Below are 19,690 nucleotides of genomic sequence, written 5' to 3'. Positions count from 1 at the left end.
CCTCAGCCCTTCACCAGCAGACCGCGGCTGCGCAGCACCCACCGCTCCAGCGGACTGAAGATCAGCAGGTCGATGGCGATGCCCACGGTCAGGATCAGCAGGATGGCCTCGAACACCATGGCCATGTCGCTGGCGTTGCGGCCGTTCTCCAGCAACTGGCCCAGGCCCACGCCCAGGTCGGGGAACGAGGCGATGATCTCGGCGGCCATCAGCGAGCGCCAGGAGAACGCCCAGCCCTGCTTCAGGCCCGCCACGTAGCCGGGCAGCGCCGCCGGCAGGACGATGTGCCAGGTGCCCTTGAGCCCGGTCGCGCCCAGGGTGCGTCCGGCCCGCAGGAACAGCGGGGACACCTGGTCCACGCCGGAGACCAGCCCGTTGGCGATCGAGGGGACCGCGCCGAGCAGGATCACGGCGTACATCATCTGGTTGTTCAGGCCGAGCCAGATCACCGCCGGCGGCACCCACGCCACCGACGGCAGCGACTGCAGCCCGGACAGGATGGGGCCGATGGCGGCGCGCACGAACTTCACCCGCGCCACCAGCAGCCCCAGCGGGGTGCCGATGAGCAGGGCGAAGAAGAAGCCGAGCAGGCCGCGCGAGACGCTGGTCCAGATGTAGCCGAGGAGTTCGCCCTCCAGCCACGACTGCTCCAGCACCTGCCACACCGCGCCCGGCGACGGCAGCTTGGTCGGGTCGTCGACGATCCGGAAGGAGACCAGGGCCTGCCACACCGCCAGCACCAGCGCCACGGCGAGCACGGGCGGCAGGATCTTCTCCACGAAGGTCTGCCGGAAGGGTTTGCGGCCGGTCTGCACCGTCTCCAGCGCGTCGAGCCCGGCTTCCAGGCCGGCGAGGTCGCCCCCGTCCTTGGCGGTCGTGTCAGTGCTGGCCATGACGGCGGATCTCCCCACGGAGTTCTTCGGTGATCTCGACGGACAGCTCCGCGACGGCGGTGTCCTCGATGCGGCGCGGGTGGGGTATGTCCACCGTCCACTGGCGGGCGATCCGCCCCGGCCGGGAGGACAGCAGGACGACCCGCTGCGCGAGCCGTACCGCCTCGCGCACGTTGTGCGTGACGAACAGGACCGACAGCCGTCCCGCGGCGGAGCCGTCGGCGTTGGCCGTGCGCCAGATCCGGGTCAGCTCGTCGTGCAGGACGTCCCGGGTGATGGCGTCGAGCGCGGCGAACGGCTCGTCCATCAGCAGCAGCCGGCTCTCCTGGGCGAGCGCCCGCGCCATCGCCACCCGCTGGCGCATGCCGCCGGACAGCTCGTGCACGCGCTTGCCGTGGGCGCCCTTCAGCCGGACCAGTCCGAGCAGTTCCTCGGCCCGTTCGCGGCGCTCGGACTTCGGCACGCCCCGCAGCTTCAGGGCGAGTTCGATGTTCTTGCCCGCGGTGAGCCAGGGGAACAGCGCGTGCTCCTGGAACATCAGAGCCGGCCGCCCGTCGGTGGTGATGGTGCCGGCGCTGGGCCGGTCCAGTCCCGCGACGAGGTTGAGCAGGGTGGACTTGCCGCAGCCCGACGCACCCAGCAGGGTGACGAATTCGCCCGGGGCGACATCGAGGCTGATGTCGTCCAGTACGAGCTGCTGTCCTGCCGGGTTCGCGAACGACTTCGAGACGTGCTCGATCCGGGCGGAGTGTGTCGCCGTGTCGGTGCCTTCGGCGGCCTTGGCGAGGATCGTGGCCATGGTCGTCACCTCCTGGGAATGGTCGTGGTCCGGGTCACGGGGCGCCGAGACCGGCGTCGTCGACGGTGGGTTCGCCCGCGGCGGCCAGCACCTTGTTGAGGGGCGCGAGGTCGTAGATGCCGTCCAGGTCGGGGTCCTTCAGCAGGCCCGCGTCGACGGCGTGCCCGGCCTGGGCGGAGAGGGTGGACGCGAGGGGGTCGTCGGTGAAGCGGACCGACTCCCACGCCGGGTCGAGGACCTCGGCCGGCAGGGCCTTGCCGGAGTCGGCGGCCAGCTGCTCGTTCGCGACCGTCTTCGCCTCCTGCGGGTGGGCGTTGATCCACCGGTTGGCCGCGACCGACGCCCGCAGGACCGCCTCGACGGCCTTCGGGTGCTTCTCGAGGAACTCCTGCCGCACGACGATGTTCGTGATGACGAACTTCCCGTCCGGCCACAGCGACGCCTCGTCGAGCAGGACCTCGCCGCCGTCGGCGACCAGCTTCGACGCGGTCGGCTCCGGCACCCAGGCACCGTCGACGCTGCCCGCCCGGAAGGCGTCGGGGGTGACCTTGTTGTCGCTGCGGACGACGGTCACGTCGCCCTTCCCGCTCAGCGGGTCGACCTTCCAGCCGCGCCCGGCCGCCCAGTCGAGGAAGGCGACGTCCTGCGTGTTGCCGAGCTGCGGCGTCGCGATCCGCTTGCCCTCGACGTCCTCCAGGGAGCGGATCCGGTCCGGGTTGACCACCAGCTTCACCCCGCCGGACGCCGAACCGCCGATGATCCGCAGGTTCTTGCCGCCGGCCTTGACGTAGCCGTTGACCGCGGGGGAGGGGCCGATCCAGCCGATGTCGACGGAGCCGGAGTTGAGCGCCTCGATCTGGGAGGGGCCCGCGTTGAACACGGCGTACCGCACCCGGGTCGCGCCCAGTTCCTTCTGGAAGAAGCCCTTGCGGTTGCCCACCAGCGCGGTGCCGTGGGTCAGGTTCCCGAAGTAGCCGATCCGGACCGAGTCCAGGCCGTCGGTCTTCTTCGCCCCGGCCGCGATCTCGACCGTGGCGCGGTCCTTGGCCTGCGAGCCGTAGCCGCAGGCGGCCAGGGCGAGCAGGGGGAGCACGGCCAGCACGGTCAGCGCGCGGCGCGGGACGGATGTGGCAGGCACGGGAGGTGTTCCTCTCGGGAGCCCGGCGGTCGCGCGAGGCTCAGGTCGCGGCCGGGTGGTCGGCAGGTTTTCGCCGGTGACGGCGGGAGCGGTGGGCGCGCGGGCGGTGCGCGTACGTCATCGCGCACATCGGGCGACCCCGCCCTGACCGCCCCCGAACTCCGTCCGGGGGGTGCCCCGGCCCAGGGCCCCGCCGCCGGCCCGTCCGTCCTCCTGGGCGAACGTGGCGTGGACATCGGTGGAGTTCATGGTCAGAAGTCCCACCCGTCGTCCTCGGCCGGGTTCTTGACCGGCTCGGGGGCGGCGAAGGACTCGCCGACCATGCCCGCTGTCAGCGTGGTGCCGTCCCCGGGATCGATGAGGATGAAGGAACCGGTGCGCCGCGAGTCCGAGTAGGAGTCGGCGGGCAGCGGCTCCGCGGTGCGGATCTTCACCCGGCCGATGTCGTTGGCGGCCAGCGTCCCGGGGTGCGGGTGCAGGGACAGGTCGTCGAGGGTGAGTCGTGACGGGATGTCCTTGACGATCGCCTTGACGGTGCGGGTGCCGTGCTTGAGCAGCACGCGGTGGCCGACGGTGAGCGGCTGGTCGGCGACGTGGCACACGGTGGCCTCGAGGTCCTGCGTGGTGGCGGGCGCGTCCTGGGACGGCACCAGCAGGTCGCCGCGCGAGATGTCGATGTCGTCGGCCAGCAGCAGCGTCACCGACTGCGGCGTCCACGCTGCCTCGACGGGCTCCCCGAGCAGGTCGATCCCGGTGATCGTGGTGGTCCGTCCGGACGGCAGCACCGTCACCGCGTCGCCCACCCGGAAGGTTCCGGCGGCGATCTGGCCGGCGTAGCCCCGGTAGTCGGGGTGCTCGGCGCTCTGCGGGCGGATCACGTACTGCACGGGCAGTCGGGCGTGGCACCGCGTCAGGTCGTGGCTGACCGGCACGGTCTCCAGGTGCTCCAGCACGGTGGGGCCGCCGTACCAGTCCATGTGCGCGGACGGCTCCACCACGTTGTCGCCCACCAGCGCCGAGATGGGCACCGCGGTCACCTCGGGCACGCCCAGCTCGGTCGCGTAGGCGGTGAACTCCTCGGCGATGGCGGCGAACACCGACTCCCGGTAGTCGACCAGGTCCATCTTGTTCACGGCGAGCACCACGTGGGGCACCCGCAGCAGCGCCGCGATCGCGGCGTGCCGCCGGGTCTGCTCGACCACGCCGTTGCGGGCGTCGACCAGGATCACCGTCAGCTCGGCGGTGGACGCGCCGGTGACCATGTTCCGGGTGTACTGCACGTGGCCCGGCGTGTCGGCGAGGATGAACCGGCGCCGGGGCGTGGCGAAGTAGCGGTAGGCCACGTCGATGGTGATGCCCTGTTCCCGCTCGGCCCGCAGGCCGTCGGTGAGCAGCGCCAGGTCGGGCGCCTCCTGCCCGCGGCTCGCCGACGCCCGCTCCACGGCCTCCAGCTGGTCGGTGAGGACCGACTTGGAGTCGTGCAGCAGCCGGCCCACCAGGGTGGACTTGCCGTCGTCGACGGAACCGGCGGTGGCGAACCGCAGCAGGGTGGTCTCCGCGAGCGCCTCGCTCGTGATCGTGCTCATGTCTAGAAGTACCCCTCGCGCTTGCGGTCTTCCATCGCGGCCTCGGAGAGCTTGTCGTCGGCGCGGGTGGCGCCGCGCTCGGTGAGCCGGGAGGCGGCGATCTCCGTGATCACCTTCTCGATGGTGTCGGCGTCGGAGTCGACGGCCCCGGTGCAGGACATGTCCCCCACCGTCCGGTAGCGCACCGTCCGCATCTCCACCGGCTCGTCGTCCTTCGGGCCGCCCCACTCGCCGGCCGTCAGCCACATCCCGGCCCGCCGGAACACCTCGCGCTCGTGGGCGAAGTAGATCTCCGGCAGTTCGATGCCCTCCCGGGCGATGTACTGCCACACGTCCAGCTCGGTCCAGTTGGACAGCGGGAACACCCGCACGTGCTCGCCGGGCGCGTGCCGGCCGTTGTACAGGTTCCACAGCTCGGGGCGCTGGCGGCGCGGGTCCCACTGGGAGAACTCGTCGCGCAGCGAGAACACCCGCTCCTTGGCCCGCGCCTTCTCCTCGTCGCGGCGCCCGCCGCCGAACACGGCGTCGAACCGCTCGGCGGCGATCTTCTCGGTGAGCGGCAGCGTCTGCAGCGGGTTGCGGGTGCCGTCGGGGCGCTCCTTGAGCACCCCGCGGTCGATGTAGTCCTGCACGGAGGCGACGTGCAGCCGCAGCCCGTGCCGGGCGACCGTGCGGTCGCGGTAGTCCAGGACCTCGGGGAAGTTGTGCCCGGTGTCGACGTGCAGCAGCGCGAACGGCACCGGCGCGGGAGTGAACGCCTTGAGCGCCAGGTGCAGCATGAGGATGGAGTCCTTGCCGCCGGAGAAGAGGATCACCGGGTTCTCGAACTCGCCGGCCACCTCGCGGAAGATGTGCACCGCCTCCGACTCGAGGGCGTCGAGGTGGGAGAGGGCGTACGGGCCGGCGGTGCCTTCCGTGCCCTCCGTGACCGTTGCGACGGTCGTCATGCCAGTCCCCTTTCGCTCAGCAGGGTGTGCACCGCCGCGGCGGACTCCTGGACGGTCTGGTGCTGCGACTCGATGCGCAGGTCGGGCGCCTTGGGCTCCTCGTACGGGTCGTCCACCCCGGTCAGGCCGGTGAGTTCGCCCGCGGCCTGCTTGGCGTACAGGCCCTTCACGTCCCGCACGGAGCACACCTCGACCGGGGTAGCCACGTGAACCTCGACGTACGGCGTGCCGTTCGCGGCGTGGCGCTCCCGGACCGCTTCCCTGCTGTCGGCGTAGGGCGCGATGACGGGGACGAGGGCGGTGACGCCGTTGCGGGCGAGCAGGTCGGCGACGAAACCGATGCGCTGCACGTTGGTGTGCCGGTCCTCGCGGCTGAAGCCGAGGCCCGCGGAGAGGAACTCGCGGATCTCGTCGCCGTCGAGCACCTCCACGCGCCGTCCGGCCGTGCGCAGCAGCCCGGCGAGTTCGTGGGCGATGGTGGTCTTGCCGGCGCTCGGCAGACCCGTGAGCCAGACGGTGGCTCCGGTCGTCACGTTGGTCTCCTGAAGGATCGTCATGGTCAGCCGTGCAGCCCGCACTCGGTCTTGGCGCGGCCCGCCCAGCGTCCGGCGCGGGCGTCCTCGCCCTCCAGCACCCGGCGGGTGCAGGGCGCGCAGCCCACGGAGGCGTAGCCGTCGGTGAGCAGCGGGTTGGTGAGCACCCCGTGTTCGGCGACGTAGGCGTCCACGTCGTCCTGGGTCCAGCGGGCGATCGGCGAGATCTTGACCTTCTGCCGCTTCTCGTCCCAGCCGGCCACCGGCGTGTGGGCCCGGGTCGGGGACTCCTCGCGGCGCAGCCCGGTCGCCCATGCCTGATAGCCCGCCAGGCCCTGTTCCAGCGGCAGTACTTTGCGCAGCCGGCAGCACAGGTCGGGGTCGCGGTCGTGCAGCTTCGGACCGTACTCGGCGTCCTGCTCGGCCACCGTCTGCCGCGGGGTGAGCGTGATGACGTTGACGTCCATCACGGCGTCGACGGCGTCCCGGGTGCCGATGGTCTCCTCGAAGTGGTAGCCCGTGTCGAGGAACACCACGTCCACGCCGGGCATCACCCGGGAGGCGAGGTGGGCGACGACTGCGTCCTCCATGGAGGAGGTCACGCAGAAGCGTCCGCCGAACGTCTCGGCCGCCCACCGCAGGATCGCCAGCGCCGGGGCGTCCTCCAGCTCGCGGCCCGCCCGCTCCGCCAGCCCTTTCAACTCCTCGGCGGTGTACTCGCGCTGATCCACCGTCATATCTGGTCCCCTCCCGTGTCGGGCTGTCCGAGGCCGCGGGCGAGCAGCCCGAGGAACGTCAGCCGGAAGCCCCGGTTGCAGGCGCCGCACTCCCACGCCCCGTGCGCCTCGCCGGGACGCAGGTCCTCGTCGCCGCAGTACGGGCAGTAGAACGGGGCCGCCCGGCCGCTCACGACAGGGCCTCCTCGGAGGCGCGCGCCGCCCAGACCGCGAACCGCTCGCCGTCCTCGCGCTCGGCCTGGAAACGCTTCAGGACCCGCTCGATGTAGTCCGGCAGTTCGTCGGAGGTCACCTTCAGACCGCGCACCTTGCGGCCGAAGGACGGCTCCAGCCCGAGGGCGCCGCCGAGGTGCACCTGGTAGCCGCCGACCTGGCGGCCCTGGTCGTCCGTGACGAGCTGGCCCTTGAGGCCGATGTCGGCGGTCTGGATGCGCGCGCAGGCGTTCGGGCAGCCGTTGATGTTGATGGTGAGCGGCTCGTCGAAGTCCGGCAGGCGGCGCTCGAGTTCGTCGATGAGCTCGCTGCCGCGCTCCTTGGTCTCCACGATGGCCAGCTTGCAGAACTCGATGCCGGTGCAGGCCATGGTCCCGCGCCGGAACGGCGAGGGGGTGACCCGCAGGTCGAGCGCCTCCAGGCCGTCGACGAGCGAGTCGACCCGGTCCTGCGGCACGTCCAGGACGATCATCTTCTGCTCGACGGTGGTGGAGACCCGGCCGGAGCCGTGCTCCTCGGCCAGGGCGGCGACCTTGGTGAGCAGCGAGCCGTCCATCCGGCCCACCCGCGGGGCGAAGCCCACGTAGAAGCGGCCGTCCTTCTGGCGGTGCACCCCGATGTGGTCGCGCCACTGCCGGGCGGGCATCTCGGGGGCGGGGCCGTCGATCAGCTTGCGGCCCAGGTAGTCGTCCTCCAGGACCTGGCGGAACTTCTCCGGTCCCCAGTCGGCGACGAGGAACTTCAGCCGGGCCCGGTTGCGCAGCCGGCGGTAGCCGTGGTCGCGGAAGATCGTGGTGACGGCCTCCCACACGTCGGGCACGTCCTGCTCGGGCACCCACGCGCCCAGCCGCACACCGAACTTGGGGTTGGTGGACAGTCCGCCGCCGACCCACAGGTCGAAGCCGGGCCCGTGCTCGGGGTGGACCACGCCGACGAAGGAGATGTCGTTGATCTCGTGCGCCACGTCCAGCAGCGGCGAGCCGGAGACGGCCGTCTTGTACTTGCGCGGCAGGTTGGAGAAGCGCGGGTCGCCGATGTAACGGCGGACGATCTCGTCCAGGGCCGCCGTGCCGTCGATGATCTCGTCCTCGGCGACGCCGGCCACCGGGGAGCCGAGCATGCCGCGCGGGCAGTCGCCGCACGCCTCGGTGGTGGACAGGCCCACGGCCTCCAGGCGTTCCCAGATGGTGGGCACGTCCTCGATGCGCACCCAGTGGAACTGGACGTTCTGCCGGTCGGTGATGTCCGCGGTGCCCCGGGCGTACGTCTCGGACAACTCGCCGATCACCCGCAGTTGTTCGGTGGTGAGCCGCCCGCCGGTGATGCGGACCCGCAGCATGAAGTACTCGTCCTCGAGCTCCTCCGGCTCCAGCAGCCCGGTGCGGCCGCCGTCGATGCCGGGGCGGCGCTGGGTGTACAGGCCCCACCAACGGAAGCGCCCGCGCAGGTCGTTGGGGTCGATGGACTGGAAGCCGCGCATGGAGTAGATCGTCTCAATACGTGTCCGTACGTTGAGACCGTCATCGTCCTTCTTGAGCTGCTCGTTGCCGTTCAGCGGGGTGTGGTGACCCGCCGCCCACTGGCCCTCGCCGCGGTGACGGCTCACCTTGCGGCGGGAAGACGCGGCGGCAGACTTCGGCGGGGTGGCGGCCATGGGTGATACGTCCTTCGGGACAGCGGTGGATGGTGTCGGCGGGCCGCGCCGTCGGCGCGGGGCAGGGGCGGCGGCAGGCGGAAAGCTGTGACCTGCGCATACGTGAGCGCGGCAGACCTGCGCGTCATTGCGCGGGCGGAAGCGGGGGAGGGAGAACCGGTGGTGCTGGAGCCCGTGGCCGAGAGGCCACCGAGGGGGCGTCAGCGCATCGGACAGATGGCGCTGGACATGCGGCCGAGGTCGACGTGCCGCCGACTCACCAAGGCGATTCCAGTTCCAGGCATGGCGGAAGCCTGGCACGGCGCTCCGGAGCCAGTCCAGCTTTATCCAAAATGCGGACACCCTTGTCTCGCTGTGCGAGACAAGGGTGTCCTTGGTCACGTTTGGCGCGGACAGTCTTGTCCGGGCCGGTCAGGCGGGGTAGGCCCCCGGCCACGGGCCGGGCGTCGCCACCTCCGGCTCCTGCTCGACCTTGGTGTCGAACAGCCGGAAACCGCGCCGCAGGTAGTTCTCCATGGCGTGTTCGCCGTCCTTGCTGCAGGTGTGCAGCCACACCCGCCGGGTCGGCTTCAGCGCCGGCCACCGCTCCGCCAGGTCCCACGCCCGCGCCACCCCGTACGACAGCAGATGGCCGCCGATGCGCCGTCCGCGGAAGGCGGGGATCAGCCCGAAGTAGACGATCTCGACCACGCCGTCGTCGTGCGGCTGGAGTTCCACGTATCCGGCGGGCGTCCCCCGGTCGTAGGCGACCCAGGTCTCCACACCCGGCCGGTCCAGGTGCTCCGTCCACTGCGCGTACGTCCAGCCCAGCCGGTCGGTCCAGCGGATGTCGCCGCCGACGGACGCGTACAGGAAACGGCTGAACTCCGGCGAGGGCACCTCGGCGCGGACGATCCGCACGTCCCCCTCGGGGACGGTGGCCGGCCGGAGGTCGGCGGGCGTCGTCTGCTCCAGGGACCAGGTGGTCACGGTGATGGTCGTCATGTCCGAAAGAGAACCATCCTCGGCCGCCCTCTGTCGAACGCCTCCCGCAGGCCGGAACGGACGGACCCGGAGGCAGCGGATCAGCCCAGGGGCCGGCCCCGGGGGCAGGTCCGGACCGGTCCCGACATCAGTCCAGGGTCCGTCCGGGATCGGGTCCGGACTGGTCCGGGCATCAGTCCAGGGACCGGTCCACCGAGTCCAGCGGCAGCGCGAACAGCATGCGCCCCGACTGTGACCAGATCTCGCCGGTCTCCTGCCAGTACGACAGCGACGCCGCGTCGCCGCTCCAGCAGCGGTGCGTCTCGTCCGCCCCGCACCGGGTGGGCCGCGCGCCCTCGGCGTCCTGCCGCCACAGGGTGCCGCGCTCGTCCGGCGTCCCCGTCATCCGGCCCAGGTACCAGCCCGAGCGGTGGGACAGCACACTGCGCACGTCGGTCAGCTTGGTCTCGTAGGCCGCGACCGCCTCGGCCGTCGCCCCCGGGTCCGTCGCGAGCAGGCCCGCCCGCACCGGGTCCACGCTGAACGCGTACCGCCACAGCCGGGTCGGCCCGTCGTCCCCCTCCTCGGTCGCCTCGTGCGCCACCAGGCTGTCCGGCGTGGTGCTGCGGTCCAGCGAGATCCCGCCCGGCAGGGGGGCGCCGGGGCTCGTGGCCCGGTAGGCGGCCACCGCGGGCAGCACGTACCGGGCACCGGCCGCGGACCATCCGTCGGCCACCCGGCCGACCGCCGGGCCGGCGACGGTGGCCCGCTGGACGCGGTCGATGTCGTACACGTAGAGGGCGCTGCCGTCCCGGCGGTCGGCGGTCACCAGCAGCTTGTCCTGGTACCAGACCATCCCGGACACCGACGAGGCCAGCGCCCGGTAGTCGGCCCCCTCCTCGACCGGCACGGCCAGCAGCACCCACGTGTACGTGGGGCCGCCCTCGGCGTCCCGGTCCACGAACGCGACGCGCGCCAGTCCGGGCCGGCCGTCCGCGTCGTCCGCCGTGTCGCCGGCGGCGGAGGCGTCCCCGGGGCCTCCGGTCACCGGGCCGGACCGGCTCCAGCCGGACAGGATGACGCGGTGCGGGCCCCAGCGGCCGTCGTCGTCGGCGTCCCCGGAGGTGGTGACCGCGCCGGCCTCCCAGCCGCCGGTGTCGGCGCCGTCCCAGCAGTACGCGCGGGTCGCCTCGGGTTCGACCGGCAGCGCCCGGCGGTCGTCCGCCGGACAGGAGTCCGCCTCCCGCAGCACTCCGTCGGCGTCGGCGAGCACGGCGTCCATGGCGACGGGCCGGCCCATCTCCGAGGACAGCCGCTTCAGCCAGTCCTGCGGCACGCTGCGCTCGGTCAGCCGCAACGGCGCCGTCCCGGCGGACGAGGTGACCGGCTTCAGGGCCCCGGGGTCGTCGGCGACGGTGGCCTGCGACGTGCTGATCAGGGTGGCGGCGGCGGTCAGGGCCAGGGCCGTCCCGGCCAGCGCCGCCCGCAGTGCTCTGCCCCGCCGGCGACGGCGGTGTCTGCCGCGATGCTTCATACCGTCCTCCCGAGGCGAGCCAACTGCGTCCCGTGATCCTTGCGTTGACACGGAGCAGGGTGGGGTGGCCCGAAAGGCGATGCTACGACAGCCGCGCCCCGCGGGGGACGAAGACCCGGCAAATATACGGAATCCGTGACCATCGAGGTGCCCTGCGGCCCTTTCGGTTCGTCGTGACGGCGGACGGACGCGTCAGGAGAAGACGGCGAGCCCGTAGAGGACGAACACCATCAGGTGCGCCGACCCGTGCAGGGCGGTCACCCGCCGGCCGCCGAACGTCACGGCCGTCAGCAGCAGGCTGGTGCCGAGCAGGACGAGGTGGGCGGGGCTCTCGGCGAGGATCACCCGCTGCCCCGTGACCAGGCCGATCGTCAGCACGGCCGGGACGGTCAGTCCGACCGTGGACACCAGGGCGCCGTGGCACAGGTTGCTCACCCGCTGGATCTCCCCGCCCAGGGCGGCCCGCACCGTGGTGACCGTCTCGGGCAGGAAGACGATCATCGCGATGACGACGCCCGGCAGGGCCACCGGCGCCCCCACCCGGGCGAACCCGTCGTCGAGCAGGGTCGCCATGTCGTGGGAGAGCAGCACGATCGGGAGCACCGTGGCCACGAGCAGCAGGGTGCGGGCGACGACCTCCGGCCGGTGCCGGGCCGCCGTCCCGGCGGGCCCCGGCTCCGGGCCGGGCTCCCGCGCCTGCTGTGCGGCCGCCGCGGTGGAGGGCCGCACCTCCTGGAAGTCGGCGCGCTGGGCGCCCGTCTGCCGGACGAGGAAGAACCCGTACAGGACCACGGTGAGCGCGGCCAGTGCGACCGCCTGTCCGGGCCGGTAGGCGCCCCCGGTGCCGATGAGGCCGGGGAAGGCGAACGCGACGGCCAGCAGGACCACGAGGAGCGCCAGGTAGGCCGAGACGCCCGCGCGGTTCGGGCGGAGGTCGGCATGGCGCAGGCCCCCGACGAGCAGCGCGGTGCCGACCACGAGGTTCAGGATGATCATGGACACGGCCATGACGGAGTCGCGGGCGATGGTGGCGTGCTCGCCCGGCCCCAGCATCACGGCGGCGATGAGGACGACTTCGATCAGCACGATGGACAGGGTCAGCACCAGCGTGCCGTAGGGGTCGCCGAGCCGGCGCGCCAGGTGCTCGGCCTGGCCGACCACCCCGAAGGAGCAGACGACGATCACCGCGACGATCCCCGCGAGCACCGTCCACAGGACCGGAGCCGTCAGGGGCCCGGACAGTACGGGGGCGGCGAGCACCGTGGCGAGGAAGGCGCCCCAGCCGAGGGCGAGCCGGAACACGGCGGTGGGGGTGAGGACGGTGCGCAGGAGGGAGGGCGTGGGCACGGATGTCTACACGTTCTGCCGGGTCGTCCCTGCTCGTGACCGCACCGCCGGGTCGTCCCGGCGGCGTCCTTGCCCGCCACTCTACCCGGCCGCGTCAGCCGCAGGGCACGCCGGTGACCTGGGCGGAACCCGCCGCGGCGGGCCCGTCACTCCACGGCCCGGCCGCCCGCACGGGGGCCGTGGGGGACCCCCGGGACCGCAGCCCCGGCCCCTCAAGGGTCCGCGGCCGGAGCCGGCCGGCGGCCCACCGCGCCCGGTCCCACGGCGTCGTGCGCCCCGGTGGCCGGGAACAGGCCGTGCGGGTCGTCCGGCAGCAGCACCTCCACCTCGACGTCCTCCCCGAACCGGTACGGGCGGTGCTCCAGCAGCCCCCCGAGATACCGCCGCACCCGGGACATCTCCGCCCGGACCGTGACGGTGCGGCCCGGATCGCCGAACATGTCACCGGCCAGCCCCGCCGCGGTGCGCCCCTCCCGGTGCACGGCCAGCAGGTACAGCAACTCGGCGTGCCGGGGGCTCAGTTCCCGCGTCCAGGTGCCCGCGCCGCCGGACACCACGACCGACCGGCGGCGCGGTTCCCGCAGGTCCAGCTCGACCCGTCGTCCCGGCGGGGGCGCCGGCCCGTCCGCCGCCCGCACCAGCCAGCCGCCCGCCAGCGGCTCCAGCGTCGACCGGCCCAGGGCGGGCAGCCACCGCACCCCGGCCGACAGCGACTTCGGCAGGGCCAGCCGCTGCACGTACGGCATCCCGGTCACCGCCGCCGTCCACCCGTGCCGGTCGACGACGAGGGCGCGCCCGTCGATGCGGGCCAGCACCGGAGCGGCCACCGCGCGCAGCCGCTCCAGGGACTGCTGGTGCAGGTCCCGCAGCCGGGCCTCCGCCAGCTTCGCGACCGAGTCGACCCACGCCAGCGTCGCCGGGTGCATGGTGTCCAGCGGCCCGCTCACATCGACGACACCGATCAGCCGTCCGTCCCGCGGGTCGGTCACCGGGGCGCCGGAACACGTCCAGGTCGCGTGCGACCGCACGAAGTGCTCGGAGGCGAACACCTGCACCGGCCGGCGGGTGACGGCCGGCGTGCCCACGCCGTTCGTGCCGACGACGTTCTCCCGCCAGTCCGCGCCCACTTCCAGGCCCAGCACGTCGGCCCGGCGCAGCACCGGCGCGCTGCCCTCCCGCCACAGCACCCGGCCGTCGGCGTCGGCGACCACCATGATGTGCCGGGCGACGTCGGCGACCGACAGCAGCCCCTCCCGCAGCACCGGCAGCACGTGTCGCAGCGGCGACGTCTCCCGCCGGTGCTGCACCTCCTCCCGCGACAGCAGTCCCGCCCGCACGTCGTGCTCCGGGTCGACGCCGCTGCGCAGCATCCGCTCCCACGACTCGCCGATCACCGGGCGCGGCGCGAGCGGCGCGCGCTGCCCGGCCAGCGTGGCCGAGCGGACCTCGTCGAGCACCCGGGCCGCGCGCGTCGCGTCGACGGCGGCCAGGTGCGTCATGTCCATCGGCGAGAGCGCCACTGGTCCTCCTGGGAAGAACGCGGGGGAGTGGCTCGCCCGGCCGGTCGGCCGGGCCCCCGGGATCCGTATCGACTGTTTGTCTCATAGTGCCGTCCGGCCCCGGGGAAAGCGCGCACTATCGTCACACTCAGCAGCAAGTTGCAACCCCCTGCAACCCTGGTGGCGCGCCGCTCACTGATTGAAGCTTGAGCGACGCCGTTCCGAGCGGCGTCCACGGCTCTTCCTGAGGGCCCGTGCGGCGGGGGTGGTGCCGTGTCGGCGCAGCACCACCCCCGCGTCGGCGTTCCCGGGCGCCCGGCGCGCCCGCCGGGCTCAGTGCACCGGCCGGGCCCGGTCCACCAGGGACGCCAGGTCCAGCGTGTGCGGCAGCGTGCCGAACACCGCGCCCCCGTCGCCGCCCAACCGTCCCGCGCAGAACGCGTCCGCCACCTCCGGTGGCGCGTACCGCACCAGCAGCGACCCCTGCAGCACCAGCGCCAGCCGCTCCACCAGCCGCCGCGCCCGGCCCTCCACGCCGTCCAGGTCGGCCAGTTCGGTCAGCAGCCCCTTGACGGCCCCGTCCAGCCGGTGATCGGCGCCCCGCGCCAGGCCCACCTCGCGCAGGTAGGCGTCCAGCACGCCCGGCTCCCGGCGCAGCGCCCGCAGCACGTCCAGCGCCTGGACGTTGCCCGCGCCCTCCCAGACCGAGTTCAGCGGCGACTCCCGCACCAGCCGCGGCATCCCGGACTCCTCCACGTACCCGTTGCCGCCGAGGCACTCCGCGGCCTCCACCACCAGCGGCGCGCAGCGCTTCGTCACCCAGAACTTCGCCGCGGGCACCGCGATCCGCAGCAGCGCCCGCTCCTGTTCCCCGCCGTCGTCGTACGCGGCGGCCAGCCGCAGCGCCAGCGTGGTCGCCGCTTCCGACTCCAGCGCCAGATCCGCGAGCACGTTGCGCATCAGCGGCTTGTCGATCAGTTTCCCGCCGAACGCCTCCCGGTGGGCGCAGTGGTGCACCGCCTGCGCCACCGCCTGCCGCATGAGGCCCGCCGAGCCCAGGACGCAGTCCAGCCGGGTCGCCGCCACCATCCCGATGATGGTGCGCACCCCCTGGCCCTCCTCGCCGACCCGGCGCGCCCACGTCCCGGCGAACTCGACCTCCGCGGACGCGTTCGAGCGGTTGCCCAGCTTGTCCTTCAGCCGCTGGATCAGGAACGTGTTGCGGGTGCCGTCCTGCAGGACCCGCGGCACCAGGAAGCAGGTCAGCCCGCCGGGCGCCTGCGCCAGCACCAGGAACGCGTCCGACATCGGCGCCGAGCAGAACCACTTGTGCCCCGTCAGCGCGTACGTGCCGTCCTCGGCGAGAGGGCGGGCCGCGGTCGCGTTCGCCCGGACGTCGCTGCCGCCCTGCTTCTCCGTCATGCCCATCCCGAACAGCGCCCCGGCCTTCTGCCCGGCCGGCCGCAGTCCGCGGTCGTAGACCTCCGACGTCAGGCGCGGCTCCCACACCTCGGCCAGGGCCGGGTCGGTGCGCAGCGCGGGCACCGCCGCATGCGTCATCGACAGCGGGCAGCAGTTCCCCGCCTCCACCTGCGTCCACACCACGAACGCCGCCGCCCGCCGCACATGCCCGCCGGGCCGCCGCCAGGCCGACGTCAGGCCCGCCGACACGCCCTTGCCGAGCAGCCGGTGCCAGGACGGATGGAAGTCCACCTCGTCGATCCGGTGGCCGTAGCGGTCGTGCGTCCGCAGCCGCGGCGGATGCTCGTTCGCCAGCGTCCCCCACTCCAGCACCTGCGCCGACCCCGACGTGCGGCCCAGGCCCGTCAGCTCCGCCTCGGCCTCCTCGCGCACCTGGGGGTCCAGGTGCCGTCCGACCGCCTCCACCAGGGCCCGGTCGGCGCCGAACACGTCGTACTGCACGAGGGGCGGAGCCTGGTTGGTCACGGTGTGCGTGGTGCCTGCCATGTCAGCGAACCTACCCCCAACCCCCGGCGCCTCACCCCGCACCGCCGGGCGGGCCGCCGGAACCGCCCGGTGCCGGACGAATCCGCCTGTGGGTGAGTGCGACCAGGCACGACGGATACCGTTAGCTCGTGCAGCCAGCAAGAGACACAACCGACGAGCCGTCCGGCCGCCTCCACCGGGCCAGGGCCCTGTACCGGAACGTATCCAAACGCAGGACCGCCTGGCTGCTGCTCAAGGACACGGTCAACTCGTGCATGGAGTACCGCATCCTGGGCCTGGCCGCCGAGGCCGCGTTCTTCACGCTGCTGTCGGTGCCCCCGCTGCTGCTCAGCATGATCGGGCTGCTCGGCTACGTCGACACCTGGACCGGCGCCGAGACCATCGCGAGCCTGCGCAGCAACCTCCTCGACGCCTCCCGCACGGTGCTGTCCGACCGCGGTGTGGAGCAGATCGCCGAGCCCATCCTGGACGACGTGATGAAAGGAGGCCGCCCCGACGTCATCTCCATCGGCTTCCTGTTCGCCCTGTGGTCCGGCTCCCGCGCGGTGAACGTCTTCATCGACACCATCACCGTCATGTACGGCCTCGACGGCGTCCGGGGCATCGTCAAGACCCGCCTGCTGGCCTTCCTGCTGTTCCTGGTGGCCCTGCTGATCGGCTCCGTCGCCCTGCCCCTGATGGTGGCCGGACCCGACGCCGTCGTCCGCATCGTGCCCTGGTCGACGACGGTCGTGCAGGTCCTGTACTGGCCGGTCGTCATTCTGCTGTCGGTCGCCTTCCTCACCACGCTCTACCACGTGTCCGTGCCGGTGCGTTCGCCCTGGATCGAGGACGTGCCGGGCGCGCTCGTCGCCCTCGCCATGTGGGTCCTGGGCAGCTTCCTGCTGCGCCTCTACCTGAGCAACACCGTCGAGGGACCCACCATCTACGGCTCCCTCGCGGCGCCCGTCGCCGTGCTGCTGTGGATCGGTGTGTCCGCGTTCGCGGTCCTGGTGGGGGCCGCCGTCAACGCCGCCATCGACCGGGTCTGGCCGGCCGCCGCCACGGCCGCCGCCCGCGAGGCCAACGAGCGGATGCGCCAGGCGCAGGTCGCCGAGTACGTCGCCCGCACCACGGCCGCCGTCGACGAGGACGACGGCGAGGCGGACCCCGGCATGCCCTCCGAGTTCCCCGAGCGCTGGTCCCGCTTCCTCCCCCCGGAGGACGTCTCCGCCCGGCTGCGCACCCACGCGAAGTCCACCCACCCCCACAAACACGGGAGCCACCCGGCCGACGACGAGAAGTGACGGCCGGAGCGCCGTGACGCCGGCCCGGTCGTGACGCCGGCCCGGCCGGGAGGCCGACGTGTCTCCCCCGGCCGCCGCGCCCGCGTCTACGCTGACGCCATGGACGTTCTCACCGGCCTGCTGGAGGGCCCGCGCGCCCGTGGGGCGTTCATGATCCGGGCCTGCTTCGACCCGCCCTGGTCGGTCCGGATCGAGGACCGCGCCCCGCTGACCGTGATGCTGGTGGTGCGGGGCGAGGCCTGGATCGTCCCGGACGGCGGGGACCGGCTGCGCCTCGGCCCCGGCGACCTCGCCGTCGCCCGCGGCCCCGACCCGTACACCTGCGGCGACGACCCCGGCACGGCACCGCAGGCGCTGATCCTGCCCGGCGGTGAGTGCCACTACCCCGACGGACGCCCCCTCAACGGCGTCATGGACCTCGGCGTGCGCACCTGGGGCGACCGGACCGACGGCGCCACGGTCATGCTCATCGGCACCTACGGGCGGCGCGGCGAGATCGGTGGCCGGCTCCTCGACGCGCTCCCTCCTCTGCTGTCCCTGCCCTCCGACGCCTGGGACTGCCCTCTCACCCCGCTCCTCGCCCAGGAGATCGTCCGCGACCGGCCGGGCCAGGAGGTCGTCCTCGACCGGCTGCTCGACCTGCTGGTCATCGCCGCCCTGCGGGCCTGGTTCGCCCGCCCCGAGGCAGCGCCCCCCGCCTGGTACGCGGCCCTGGCGGACCCGGTCGTCGGCCCGGTGCTGCGCCTGCTCCAGAACGAGCCCGCCCGCCCCTGGACGGTCGCGGACCTGGCAGCCAAGGCCGGGGTCTCCCGCGCCTCCCTGTCCCGCCACTTCACCGCACGCGTCGGCGAACCCCCGATGACCTACCTCACCGGATGGCGTCTCGCCCTGGCCGCGGACCGGCTCCGCGACACCGACGACACGATCGGCGCGATCGCCCGCCGCGTCGGCTACGGCAGCGCGTTCGCGCTCTCGGCGGCCTTCAAACGCGCCTACGGCGTCAGCCCGCAGGACTGGCGCACGGCGCGCGGCGGGGCGGAGGACGCCGGACAGCCTCTTACCGCCGGGCGTCGGTGAGGGGTGGGCGGAACGGGGTGTTGGCTACCGCCGTGCGGGGCGGTGTGACGGCGGCGCCGGGCGCGTGACGGCGGTGCGGGGCGGCGTGGCGGCCGTGCGGGGCGGTGTGACGGCTGCGCCGGGCGGGCGTGACGGCTGCGCCGGGCGGGCGTGACGGCGGCGCCGGGCGGTGTTATGGCGGCGCGGGCGGTGTCTCCGAGGTCCGGGGTGCGGGCCGGGACCGGAGGGCAGCAGGGCCCGGCCCGGGAGGCTTCCGCGCGGGGCCGGCGTCCTCCCCGGTCCGGGCGGGTCCGAGGCGGTTCCCTGGGCCCCGGGACGGCAGGTCCGGCGGGCGCCCGGCGCGTAGGGTGAACGGCGAGCGGGAGGTGGTGCACGTGTACCGCGAACGGGCGTCGCGACTGCCGGGTGCGGTCGTGTGGACCAACACCCTCACCGGTGACACGAACAGCGGCCGGGTGCTGCCCGACGGCTGCATGGACCTGCTCTGGCACGAGGGCCGCCTGCTGGTCGCGGGCCCCGACACCCGGGCCCACCTCACCGGGGGCGGACCCAGCACCTGGGCCGGCCTCCGCTTCGGGCCCGGGACCGCTCCCGCCCTGCTCGGCGTCCCCGCCCACGAACTGCGCGACCGGCGGGTCGACCTCACGGACCTGTGGGGCGCCGCCGAGGTGCGCCGGCTCACCGCGCGGGTGCGGGCCGCCGCCGATCCCGCGACCGGGATCGAGGAGCTCGCCCTGCGCCTCGCCGCGGACACCGCCGGGCCGGACCTCGCGCTGCGGTTCCTGGTCGCCGCCCTCGACACGGGCCGCCCGGTCGGCGCGACGGCCGACGAACTCGGCATCGGAGCCCGCCAGTTGCACCGCCGGTCCCTCGCGGCCTTCGGCTACGGACCGAAGACGCTCGCCCGCATCCTGCGGCTGCGCCGGGCCCTGGCCCTGGCCCGCGCCGGCACCCCGCCGGCGGAGACCGCCGCCCGCACCGGCTACGCCGACCAGGCCCACCTGTCGCGTGAGGTACGGGCGTTGGCAGGTCTGCCGCTGCGCGAGCTGCTGCGCGGGGGCGGCGGATAGCAGCGGCGCCGGGCGCCCTACTCGGGGCTGCCGCCGCCCTCCAGCGGCGCGAACAGGTCGACCCCGTTGCCGTCCGGGTCCTGCACCACGGCGTACCGCTGACCCCACACGGCGTCCCACGGCTTGAGTTCGCCGTGGTGGCCCTCGGCGACCAGTTCCCCGTACAGCGTGTCGACCTCGCCCGGGCCGTCGCACCGCAGCGCCAGCGAGGCCCGCCCGCCCCCGGCGGGGGCCTGCCACTCGGGGTGGAAGGAACGGACCACCTCCTCCGTGTCCAGCAACAACCGCAGGCCGCCCGGGAGTTCCGCCTCCGCGTGCCCCTGCTCCGCGGCCCCCTCGGGGAACGCGAAGCCGAGCCGGCGGTAGAAGGCGACCGAGGCCGCCATGTCCGAGACGACCAGTCCGATGGCATCGAAACGTGCACTCATGGGCCCCACCGTAGGGAC

19 protein-coding genes are annotated in these 19,690 nt (G+C 73.5%); 3 read left to right on the top strand and 16 right to left on the bottom strand.

Translation table 11 applies throughout. The annotated features are described in order from the left end of the window. Positions 1-2 precede the first annotated feature (2 nt). The 15 genes from ACIRPP_RS11970 to ACIRPP_RS11900 all read right to left on the bottom strand — a co-directional run bounded on the left by ACIRPP_RS11970 (position 3) and on the right by ACIRPP_RS11900 (position 15,811). Complete coding sequence (locus ACIRPP_RS11970) at positions 3-893, bottom strand: ABC transporter permease (RefSeq protein WP_403640599.1); 891 nt, start codon at positions 891-893, stop codon at positions 3-5. Beyond that, entirely contained in the window at positions 880-1,692 is an 813-nt protein-coding gene (locus tag ACIRPP_RS11965; RefSeq protein WP_192231677.1) for an ABC transporter ATP-binding protein, read from the bottom strand. Before ACIRPP_RS11965 ends, ACIRPP_RS11970 begins: the two co-directional genes overlap by 14 nt. Before the next feature lie 34 nt (positions 1,693-1,726). Then, the gene (locus tag ACIRPP_RS11960; RefSeq protein ID WP_403640595.1) at positions 1,727-2,830 is read right to left on the bottom strand and encodes an aliphatic sulfonate ABC transporter substrate-binding protein; all 1,104 of its coding nucleotides are present in this window, start codon (positions 2,828-2,830) and stop codon (positions 1,727-1,729) included. 251 nt (positions 2,831-3,081) lie between these two features. Then, positions 3,082-4,416 (bottom strand): sulfate adenylyltransferase subunit 1, encoded by a 1,335-nt coding sequence (locus ACIRPP_RS11955; RefSeq protein WP_403640593.1) that lies wholly within the window; start codon positions 4,414-4,416, stop codon positions 3,082-3,084. 2 nt (positions 4,417-4,418) lie between these two features. After that, positions 4,419-5,363: a sulfate adenylyltransferase subunit CysD gene (cysD, locus tag ACIRPP_RS11950; protein ID WP_403640590.1), complete on the bottom strand. Its 945-nt coding sequence runs from the start codon at positions 5,361-5,363 to the stop codon at positions 4,419-4,421. Further along, the gene (cysC, locus tag ACIRPP_RS11945; protein ID WP_403641187.1) at positions 5,360-5,896 is read right to left on the bottom strand and encodes an adenylyl-sulfate kinase; all 537 of its coding nucleotides are present in this window, start codon (positions 5,894-5,896) and stop codon (positions 5,360-5,362) included. Before cysC ends, cysD begins: the two co-directional genes overlap by 4 nt. A gap of 26 nt (positions 5,897-5,922) precedes the next feature. Then, positions 5,923-6,633 (bottom strand): phosphoadenylyl-sulfate reductase, encoded by a 711-nt coding sequence (locus ACIRPP_RS11940; protein WP_403640587.1) that lies wholly within the window; start codon positions 6,631-6,633, stop codon positions 5,923-5,925. Beyond that, positions 6,630-6,806 (bottom strand): hypothetical protein, encoded by a 177-nt coding sequence (locus ACIRPP_RS11935; protein ID WP_403640584.1) that lies wholly within the window; start codon positions 6,804-6,806, stop codon positions 6,630-6,632. Before ACIRPP_RS11935 ends, ACIRPP_RS11940 begins: the two co-directional genes overlap by 4 nt. Continuing rightward, positions 6,803-8,500, bottom strand: coding sequence for a nitrite/sulfite reductase (locus ACIRPP_RS11930; RefSeq protein ID WP_403640581.1), 1,698 nt, complete (start codon positions 8,498-8,500; stop codon positions 6,803-6,805). Before ACIRPP_RS11930 ends, ACIRPP_RS11935 begins: the two co-directional genes overlap by 4 nt. Positions 8,501-8,700: 200 nt before the next feature. After that, on the bottom strand, positions 8,701-8,784 hold the full coding sequence (locus ACIRPP_RS11925) for a putative leader peptide (RefSeq protein ID WP_360594463.1): 84 nt from the start codon (positions 8,782-8,784) through the stop codon (positions 8,701-8,703). Between the two features lie 127 nt (positions 8,785-8,911). Next, entirely contained in the window at positions 8,912-9,484 is a 573-nt protein-coding gene (locus tag ACIRPP_RS11920; RefSeq protein WP_403640578.1) for a GNAT family N-acetyltransferase, read from the bottom strand. Positions 9,485-9,656: 172 nt separating this feature from the next. Next, positions 9,657-10,997 (bottom strand): hypothetical protein, encoded by a 1,341-nt coding sequence (locus tag ACIRPP_RS11915; protein WP_403640575.1) that lies wholly within the window; start codon positions 10,995-10,997, stop codon positions 9,657-9,659. A 192-nt stretch (positions 10,998-11,189) separates the two neighbouring features. Further along, positions 11,190-12,344: a calcium:proton antiporter gene (locus ACIRPP_RS11910; RefSeq protein ID WP_403640572.1), complete on the bottom strand. Its 1,155-nt coding sequence runs from the start codon at positions 12,342-12,344 to the stop codon at positions 11,190-11,192. A gap of 212 nt (positions 12,345-12,556) precedes the next feature. Then, positions 12,557-13,849, bottom strand: a complete 1,293-nt coding sequence (locus ACIRPP_RS11905; protein ID WP_403641185.1) for a GAF domain-containing protein — start codon at positions 13,847-13,849, stop codon at positions 12,557-12,559. A 327-nt stretch (positions 13,850-14,176) separates the two neighbouring features. Continuing rightward, on the bottom strand, positions 14,177-15,811 hold the full coding sequence (locus ACIRPP_RS11900) for an acyl-CoA dehydrogenase family protein (RefSeq protein ID WP_403640569.1): 1,635 nt from the start codon (positions 15,809-15,811) through the stop codon (positions 14,177-14,179). A gap of 128 nt (positions 15,812-15,939) precedes the next feature. Between ACIRPP_RS11900 and ACIRPP_RS11895 the strand changes: the two genes are divergently transcribed. The 3 genes from ACIRPP_RS11895 (at position 15,940) to ACIRPP_RS11885 (ending at position 19,244) form a co-directional block, all read left to right on the top strand. Beyond that, a complete protein-coding gene (locus ACIRPP_RS11895) occupies positions 15,940-17,097 on the top strand; it encodes a YihY/virulence factor BrkB family protein (RefSeq protein WP_403640566.1) in 1,158 nt (385 codons plus the stop codon). A gap of 99 nt (positions 17,098-17,196) precedes the next feature. Then, positions 17,197-18,174, top strand: a complete 978-nt coding sequence (locus ACIRPP_RS11890) for a cupin domain-containing protein (RefSeq protein WP_403640562.1) — start codon at positions 17,197-17,199, stop codon at positions 18,172-18,174. A 374-nt stretch (positions 18,175-18,548) separates the two neighbouring features. Further along, complete coding sequence (locus ACIRPP_RS11885) at positions 18,549-19,244, top strand: helix-turn-helix domain-containing protein (RefSeq protein ID WP_403640559.1); 696 nt, start codon at positions 18,549-18,551, stop codon at positions 19,242-19,244. Between the two features lie 17 nt (positions 19,245-19,261). Here ACIRPP_RS11885 and ACIRPP_RS11880 read toward each other — a convergent pair whose 3' ends face one another. Further along, on the bottom strand, positions 19,262-19,672 hold the full coding sequence (locus tag ACIRPP_RS11880) for a VOC family protein (protein ID WP_403640556.1): 411 nt from the start codon (positions 19,670-19,672) through the stop codon (positions 19,262-19,264). Positions 19,673-19,690 lie beyond the last annotated feature (18 nt).

The organism is Streptomyces sp. NPDC101219 (assembly GCF_044767675.1).
GTDB lineage: Bacteria > Actinomycetota > Actinomycetes > Streptomycetales > Streptomycetaceae > Streptomyces.
This window is presented reverse-complemented; position numbering and strand designations above follow the sequence as displayed.